Origin of the sequence: Frateuria sp. YIM B11624 (assembly GCF_049727805.1) — a bacterium.
Classification (GTDB): domain Bacteria; phylum Pseudomonadota; class Gammaproteobacteria; order Xanthomonadales; family Rhodanobacteraceae; genus Frateuria_A.
In genome coordinates this window covers 142435-149252 of record NZ_JBCNYA010000006.1, presented here as the reverse complement: position 1 = coordinate 149252, position 6818 = coordinate 142435, and the positions used below count along the sequence as shown (strand labels likewise).

The window sequence follows — 6818 nt, the reverse complement described above, 5'->3', positions numbered from 1 at the left end:
CCCCCCCCCCCCCCCCCCCCCCCCCCCCCCCCCCCCCCCCCCCCCCCCCCCCCCCCCCCCCCCCCCCCCCCCCCCCCCCCCCCCCCCCCCCCCCCCCCCCCCCCCCCCCCCCCCCCCCCCCCCCGCCACCGGTGCGGCGCTGGAAGCGGCACAGCTGGACCGCAGCTTCACCGAAGTGCGCGCGCCGATCGACGGCCGCGTCAGCAACGCGCGCATCACCGCCGGCAACCTGGTCACGCCTGCCGACGTGCTCACCCGTGTGGTCAGCGTCGATCCGGTGTATGCCTACTTCACCATCGACGAGCACGCCTACCTCAAACTGGACAAGCTGCGCCGCGAGCACGGCAGCGCGCCGCAGGTGGCGATGGGCCTGGTCGACGAGGACGGCTACCCGCACGAAGGCCGCATCGACTTCATCGACAACCAGCTCGATGCCGACAGCGGCACGATGCGCCTGCGCGCGGTGTTCGACAACGCCGACGGCCGCTATACGCCGGGCCTGTACGTGCGGCTCGAGTTGCGCACGCCGAGCACGAAGCCGCGTGCGCTGATCGACGAGCGCGCGGTCGGCACCGACCTGGGCAACAAGTTCGTCTACGTGCTCGAACCGGACCACAAGGTCGAGTACCGCAAGGTCACGCTGGGGCCGCTGGTCGACGGGCTGCGCGTGGTCACCGCCGGCCTCACCGCCAAGGACGTGGTGGTGGTCAACGGGTTGCAGCACGTGCGTCCGGGCATGCAGGTCAACCCGACCCTGGTCGCGATGGAGAGCCGCAGCCTGGATGCCGACAGCCGGCTGGCCCGCGCCGGCGGCGGCAACGGCAAGGTCGCCTCGCGCAACTGAAAGAACTTCTGCAGGAGTGCCCCGGGCGCGGCCGGAACCGATGGTCACGCCCGACGGTGCTCCCGCAATGACGGATCCAGGAAAACCTCATGAAACTCGCCCAATACTTCGTGGAGCGTCCGATCCTCGCCGGCGTGCTGTCGGTGCTGATCGTGATCGCCGGCGCGATCTCGCTGTTCAAGCTGCCGATCGGCGAATACCCGGAAGTGGTGCCGCCGACGGTGGTGGTGCGCGCCAGCTATCCCGGCGCCAATCCCAAGGTGATCGCCGCCACCGTCGCCACGCCGCTGGAGGAACAGATCAACGGCGTCGAAGGCATGCTCTACACCTCCTCGCAGGCCACCAGCGACGGCGCGATGACGCTGACGGTGACTTTCGCGCTCGGCACCGACCTGGACAACGCCCAGGTGCAGGTGCAGAACCGCGTGGCGCAGGCGCTGCCGCGGCTGCCCGAGGAAGTGCAGCGGCTCGGCGTGACGACGCAGAAGAGCTCGCCGGACCTGACCATGGTCGTGCACCTGATCTCGCCCGACCAGCGCTACGACATGCTCTACCTGTCCAACTACGCGCGGCTGCACATCAAGGACCAGCTCGCGCGGCTGGACGGCGTGGGCGACGTGCAGCTGTTCGGCGCCGGCGAGTACTCCATGCGCGTGTGGCTCGATCCGGAGCGGCTGGCGATGCGCGGCCTGACCACCGGCGACGTGGTCAACGCGATCCGCGAGCAGAACGTGGACGTGGCCGCCGGTTCGCTCAACGCACCGCCGGCACCGAACGGCGCGGCTTTCCAGCTCAACATCAACACCCGCGGCCGCCTGGTCACCGAGGACGACTTTGCCAACATCGTGCTGCGCACGACGAAGGATGGCGCGGTCACGCACCTGCGCGACGTGGCGCGCGTCGAGCTGGGTTCGAACAACTACGCGCTGCGCAGCCTGCTCGACAACAAGCCGGCGGTGGCGCTGCCGATCTTCGCCCGGCCCGGCTCCAACGCGATCCAGATCTCCGATGAAGTGCGCGCCACGATGGCGCAGCTGAAGGCGGACTTCCCGCAGGGCGTCGACTACAAGATCGTCTACGACCCGACCGTGTTCGTGCGCGGCTCGATCGAGGCGGTCGTGCACACGCTGTTCGAGGCGATCCTGCTGGTCGTGCTGGTGGTGATCCTGTTCCTGCAGACCTGGCGCGCCTCGGTCATCCCGCTGGTAGCCGTGCCGGTCTCGCTGGTGGGCACCTTCGCGGTGATGTACCTGGCCGGCTTCTCGTTGAACGCCTTGTCGCTGTTCGGCCTGGTGCTGGCGATCGGCATCGTGGTGGACGACGCCATCGTGGTGGTGGAGAACGTCGAGCGCCACATCGAGCACGGACTGAAACCGAAGGAAGCCACGCGCCGCGCGATGACCGAGGTGACCGGGCCGATCGTGGCGACCGCACTGGTGTTGTGCGCGGTGTTCATCCCGGCGGCCTTCATCAGCGGCCTGACCGGCGAGTTCTACCGCCAGTTCGCGCTGACCATCGCGATCTCCACGGTGATCTCCGCGTTCAATTCGCTGACCCTTAGCCCCGCGCTGTCCGCGCTGCTGCTGAAGGAGCGTGGCGCGCCGAAGGACCGCTTCAGCCTCCTGCTCGAGCGCGGCTTCGGCTGGCTGTTCCGCCCGTTCAACCGATTGTTCGTGCGCGGTGCGGACAGCTACGTCGGCGGCGTGCGGCGCGTGCTCGGCAAGGGCGCGCCGGCGCTGGTGATCTACGGCGCGCTGGTGGCGCTGGGCGTGTTCGGCTTCATCCACGTGCCGACCGGCTTCGTGCCCTCGCAGGACAAGCAGTACCTAGTGTCCTTCGCGCAGTTGCCCGATGCCGCCTCGCTCGACCGCAGCGAGGACGTGATCCGCCGCATGAGCGAGATCGCGTTGAAGCAGCCGGGCGTGGAGAGCGCGGTGGCGTTCCCGGGCCTGTCGATCAACGGTTTCACCAACTCGCCGAACTCCGGCATCGTCTTCGTGACCCTGAAGCCGTTCGAGGAGCGCACCGATCCTGCGCTGTCGGCCGGCGCCATCGCCGGTGCGCTCAACCAGAAGTACGCGGCGATCCAGGACGCCTACATCGCGGTGTTCCCGCCGCCGCCGGTGATGGGACTGGGCACGATCGGCGGCTTCCGCATCCAGGTCGAGGACCGCAGCGACCAGGGCTTCGAGGAGCTCTACAAGCAGACGCAGAACCTGATCGCCAAGAGCCAGCAGGTGCCGGCGCTGGCCGGGCTGTTCTCCAGCTACCAGGTCAGCGTGCCGCAGATCGACGCCGAGGTGGACCGCGAGAAGGCCAAGGCCGAGGGCGTCAACCTGGCCGACGTCTACCAGACCATGCAGGCCTACATGGGCTCGCTCTACGTCAACGACTTCAACCGCTTCGGGCGCACCTACCAGGTCAACGTGTCCGCCGAGCCGGGCTTCCGCCGCGAACCGGAAGACATCCTGCGGCTGAAGACACGCAATGCGGCTGGTGAAGCAGTACCGCTGGGCTCGTTCGTCAGCGTGCACCAGGGCGTCGGCCCCGACCGCGTGCAGCACTACAACGGCTACCCGACCGCCGAGATCAACGGCGGTCCGGCGCCGGGCTACAGCTCGGGCCAGGCGCAGGCGGCGATGGAGAAGCTGGCGAAGGACAACCTGCCCAACGGCATGAGCTACGAGTGGACCGAGCTCACCTACCAGCAGATCCTGGCCGGCAACACCGCGGTGCTGGTGTTCCCGCTGTGCGTGCTGCTGGTGTTCCTGGTGCTGGCCTCGCTGTACGAGAGCCTGACCCTGCCGCTGGCGGTGATCCTGATCGTGCCGATGGTGCTGTTGTCCGCCATCGCCGGCGTGTGGCTGTCGGGTGGCGACAACAACATCTTCACCCAGATCGGTCTGATCGTGCTGGTCGGCCTGGCCTGCAAGAACGCCATCCTGATCGTGGAGTTCGCCCGCGAGGCGCAGATCCACGAAGGACTGGACCGCTGGCAGGCGGTGCTGGAAGCGGCACGGCTGCGACTGCGTCCGATCCTGATGACGAGCTTCGCTTTCATCATGGGCGTGGTGCCGCTGGTGACCTCGCACGGCGCCGGCGCGGAGATGCGTCATGCGATGGGCGTGGCGGTGTTCTCCGGCATGTTGGGCGTGACCTTCTTCGGCCTGCTGTTCACCCCCCTGTTCTACGTGATCGTGCGCGGCTGGAGCGAGCGTGCGGCGGCAAGGCGTGCCGCGCGCCATCCCGCCCTGCCGACGGCGATCGAGGAGCATTGAGATGTTTCAAGATACGAAAGCTAGGCTCCCTCTCCCCCATCCTTTATCAAAACTGGGGGGAGGGCTGGGGTGAAGGGCCGCGCTAGCGACGGCCTCACATCAGAGCCAGTTCTTATGAGCTTCCCCGCGAGCCCCGCCCCCTCACCCCAACCCTCTCCCCGGAGGGGAGAGGGGGCCAGGAGCGCGCTCCGCATCCTGGCTGTGGCGATGGCGGCGCTGCTCGCCGGCTGCATCAACGTCGGCCCCGACTATCACCACCCGGCGGAAAAACCGGTCGCGCTGCAGGGCGTCGACACCGCACGCCAGTCCGGCGCCGATTTCCAGGCCGATTGGTGGAAGCAGTTCAACGATCCCACGCTCGACGCCCTGATCACCCGCGCCGCGAAGAACGCGCCGGACCTGAAGATCGCATTGGCCCATCTCGACGAGGCGCGCGCCCTGCTCGGCACCGCGCGTTCGCAGCAGTGGCCGGACATCGAAACCGGCGCCAGCTACACGCGCAGCCGTGGCCAGACGCCGGGCGTGAGCGAACAGCGCACCACCACCACCGCCTACCAGGCCGGCTTCGACGCCAGCTGGGAGCTGGACCTGTTCGGCGGCGTGCGGCGACAGGTCGAGGCTGCGCGTGCCGACAGCGACGCGGCCGCCGCCTCGCTGCAGGACGCACAGGTGACGCTGTTCGCCGAGGTCGCGCGCAATTACTTCGACCTGCGCGGCGCGCAGTTGCGCATCGAGGTCGCGCAGCGCGACATCGCCAACCAGCGCGAGGCGCTGGAGCTGATCGAAAGCCGTGCCGCGCTCGGCACCGGTTCGGAGCAGGACGTCGCCAGCGCCCGCGCGCGCCTGGCCGGCGTCGAGGCCACGCTGCCGGTGCTCGCCACGCAGGCGCAGGCCGATACCTTCCGCCTCGCCGTGCTGCTGGGCGAGCGTCCCGGTGCGCTGGACATCGACCTTTCCAGCGCGCACTTCACGCCGATCGACACCACCCTGCCGATCGGCAATGCCGACGACGTGCTTCGTCGCCGCCCCGACATCCGCATCGCCGAGCGCGAGCTTGCCGCCGCCACCGCACGCATCGGCGTGGCCAAGGCGGACTGGTTCCCGCACGTCTCACTGGGCGGCTTCCTCGGCTTCCTCGCCGGGCGCAGCAACGACTTCGGCAGCCCATCCACGCGCGCCTGGTCGATCGCGCCGAGCATCAGCTGGTCCGGCCTCAACGTGCAACGCGTGCGCTCGGGCGTGAAGGCCAGCGAGGCGCGCACCGATGCCGCGCTCGCCACCTACCAGCGCACCGTGCTGCGCGCGCTGGAAGACGTCGATAACGCGCTGGTCGGCTACAACCAGCAGCGAGTGCGCGTGCAGCACCTGCTCGACCAGGCCGACCAGAGCGAACACGCGGCGAAGCTGGCGAAGATCCGCTACGACGCCGGCGCCATCGACTACCTCGAACTGCTCGACGCCCAGCGCACGCAATTGAGCGCGGAGGACCAGTTGGCCGAGGCCGAGGCCGGCATCAACCTGCGCGCCATCGCCCTGTACAAGGCGCTGGGCGGCGGCTGGCAGGCCTGCGGCGACGCGCGCTGCAGCACGCTGGTACGCGCGCCCTGAGCGGGCGTCGGCTCGCACCGCCCCCCACGCCCCCGAAGGAAACCCGCATGCCGCAGCGCCCCGACATCAACCGACGCATCCTGCTCGCCGTCCGCCCGCTGGGCGAGCCGACTGTGCAGGACTTCCGCCTCGACGAAGCGGCCGTGCCTGTGCCGGCCGAGGGACAGGTGCTGCTGCGCACGCTGTATCTCTCGCTCGATCCCTACATGCGCAACCTGATGGACGAAGGCGGCACCCGCTACGCGCCGGCCGTGCCGCTGAAGCAGCCGATGGTGGGCGCCACGGTCAGCCGCGTGGTCGCCTCGCGCCACCCCGGGTTCGGCGTCGGCGAGCTGGTTCTGGCCAGCGCCGGCTGGCAGGACTACGCGCTTTCCGACGGCACCGGCCTGACTCCGCTGGGCGACATGGCGCAACCTTCGCTGGCTTTGGGCGGCCTGGGCATGACCGCGTTCACCGCCTATGTCGGCCTGCTCGACATCGGCCAGCCGCGCCCGGGCGAGACCGTGGTGGTGGCTGCCGCGACGGGCGCGGTGGGTTCGGTGGTCGGGCAGATCGCCCGGCTCAAGGGTGCGCGCGTGGTCGGCATCGCCGGCGGCGCGGAGAAGTGCCGGCATGCGGTCGAGCAGCTGGGCTTCGACGCCTGCCTCGACCATCGCGCGCCGGGGCTGGGCGAGCGCCTCGCCGCCGCCTGCCCCGACGGCATCGACGTGTATTTCGAGAACGTCGGCGGCGCCGTGTTCGATGCGGTGCTGCCATTGCTCAACGACGGCGCGCGCGTGCCGGTGTGCGGCGTCATCGCGCACTACAACGACGCGGCGCCGCCGCCCGGGCCGGACCGGCTGCCGCGGGTGATGTCCACGCTATTGCAGCGGCGCATCCGCATGCAGGGTTTCGTCATCCTCGACCACTACGGCGAGCGTTTCGAGGCGTTCCATCGCGACATGAGCCAGTGGCTTGCCGAAGGCCGCATCGCGTTGCGCGAGGATCGCGTCGACGGCCTGGAGCACGCACCGGCCGCCTTCGTCAGCCTGCTGCAGGGACGCAACTTCGGCAAGCTGGTGGTGCGCGTGGCCGACGCCTGAGCGCGG

General features: G+C 69.7%; 4 protein-coding genes. All 4 read left to right on the top strand.

The window, feature by feature from the left end; all coding sequences use genetic code 11:
• The first annotated feature begins 175 nt into the window (after window positions 1–175).
• The 4 genes from AAIL17_RS04865 to AAIL17_RS04850 all read left to right on the top strand — a co-directional run bounded on the left by AAIL17_RS04865 (window position 176) and on the right by AAIL17_RS04850 (window position 6812).
• Window positions 176–844: an efflux RND transporter periplasmic adaptor subunit gene (locus AAIL17_RS04865; RefSeq protein WP_424681691.1), complete on the top strand. Its 669-nt coding sequence runs from the start codon at window positions 176–178 to the stop codon at window positions 842–844.
• 89 nt (window positions 845–933) lie between these two features.
• On the top strand, window positions 934–4122 hold the full coding sequence (locus AAIL17_RS04860; RefSeq protein ID WP_424681690.1) for an efflux RND transporter permease subunit: 3189 nt from the start codon (window positions 934–936) through the stop codon (window positions 4120–4122).
• Window positions 4123–4329: 207 nt separating this feature from the next.
• Window positions 4330–5730, top strand: coding sequence for an efflux transporter outer membrane subunit (locus AAIL17_RS04855; RefSeq protein ID WP_424681689.1), 1401 nt, complete (start codon window positions 4330–4332; stop codon window positions 5728–5730).
• Between the two features lie 47 nt (window positions 5731–5777).
• Window positions 5778–6812: an NADP-dependent oxidoreductase gene (locus tag AAIL17_RS04850; RefSeq protein ID WP_424681688.1), complete on the top strand. Its 1035-nt coding sequence runs from the start codon at window positions 5778–5780 to the stop codon at window positions 6810–6812.
• The last annotated feature ends 6 nt before the right edge of the window (window positions 6813–6818 follow it).

What these genes read in the sequence shown, in the direction of transcription:
- AAIL17_RS04860 (WP_424681690.1), top strand. Translation starts at nt 934, where the DNA reads ATGAAACTCGCCCAATACTTCGTGGAGCGTCCGATCCTCGCCGGCGTG.
- AAIL17_RS04855 (WP_424681689.1), top strand. Translation starts at nt 4,330, where the DNA reads ATGGCGGCGCTGCTCGCCGGCTGCATCAACGTCGGCCCCGACTATCAC.
- AAIL17_RS04850 (WP_424681688.1), top strand. Translation starts at nt 5,778, where the DNA reads ATGCCGCAGCGCCCCGACATCAACCGACGCATCCTGCTCGCCGTCCGC.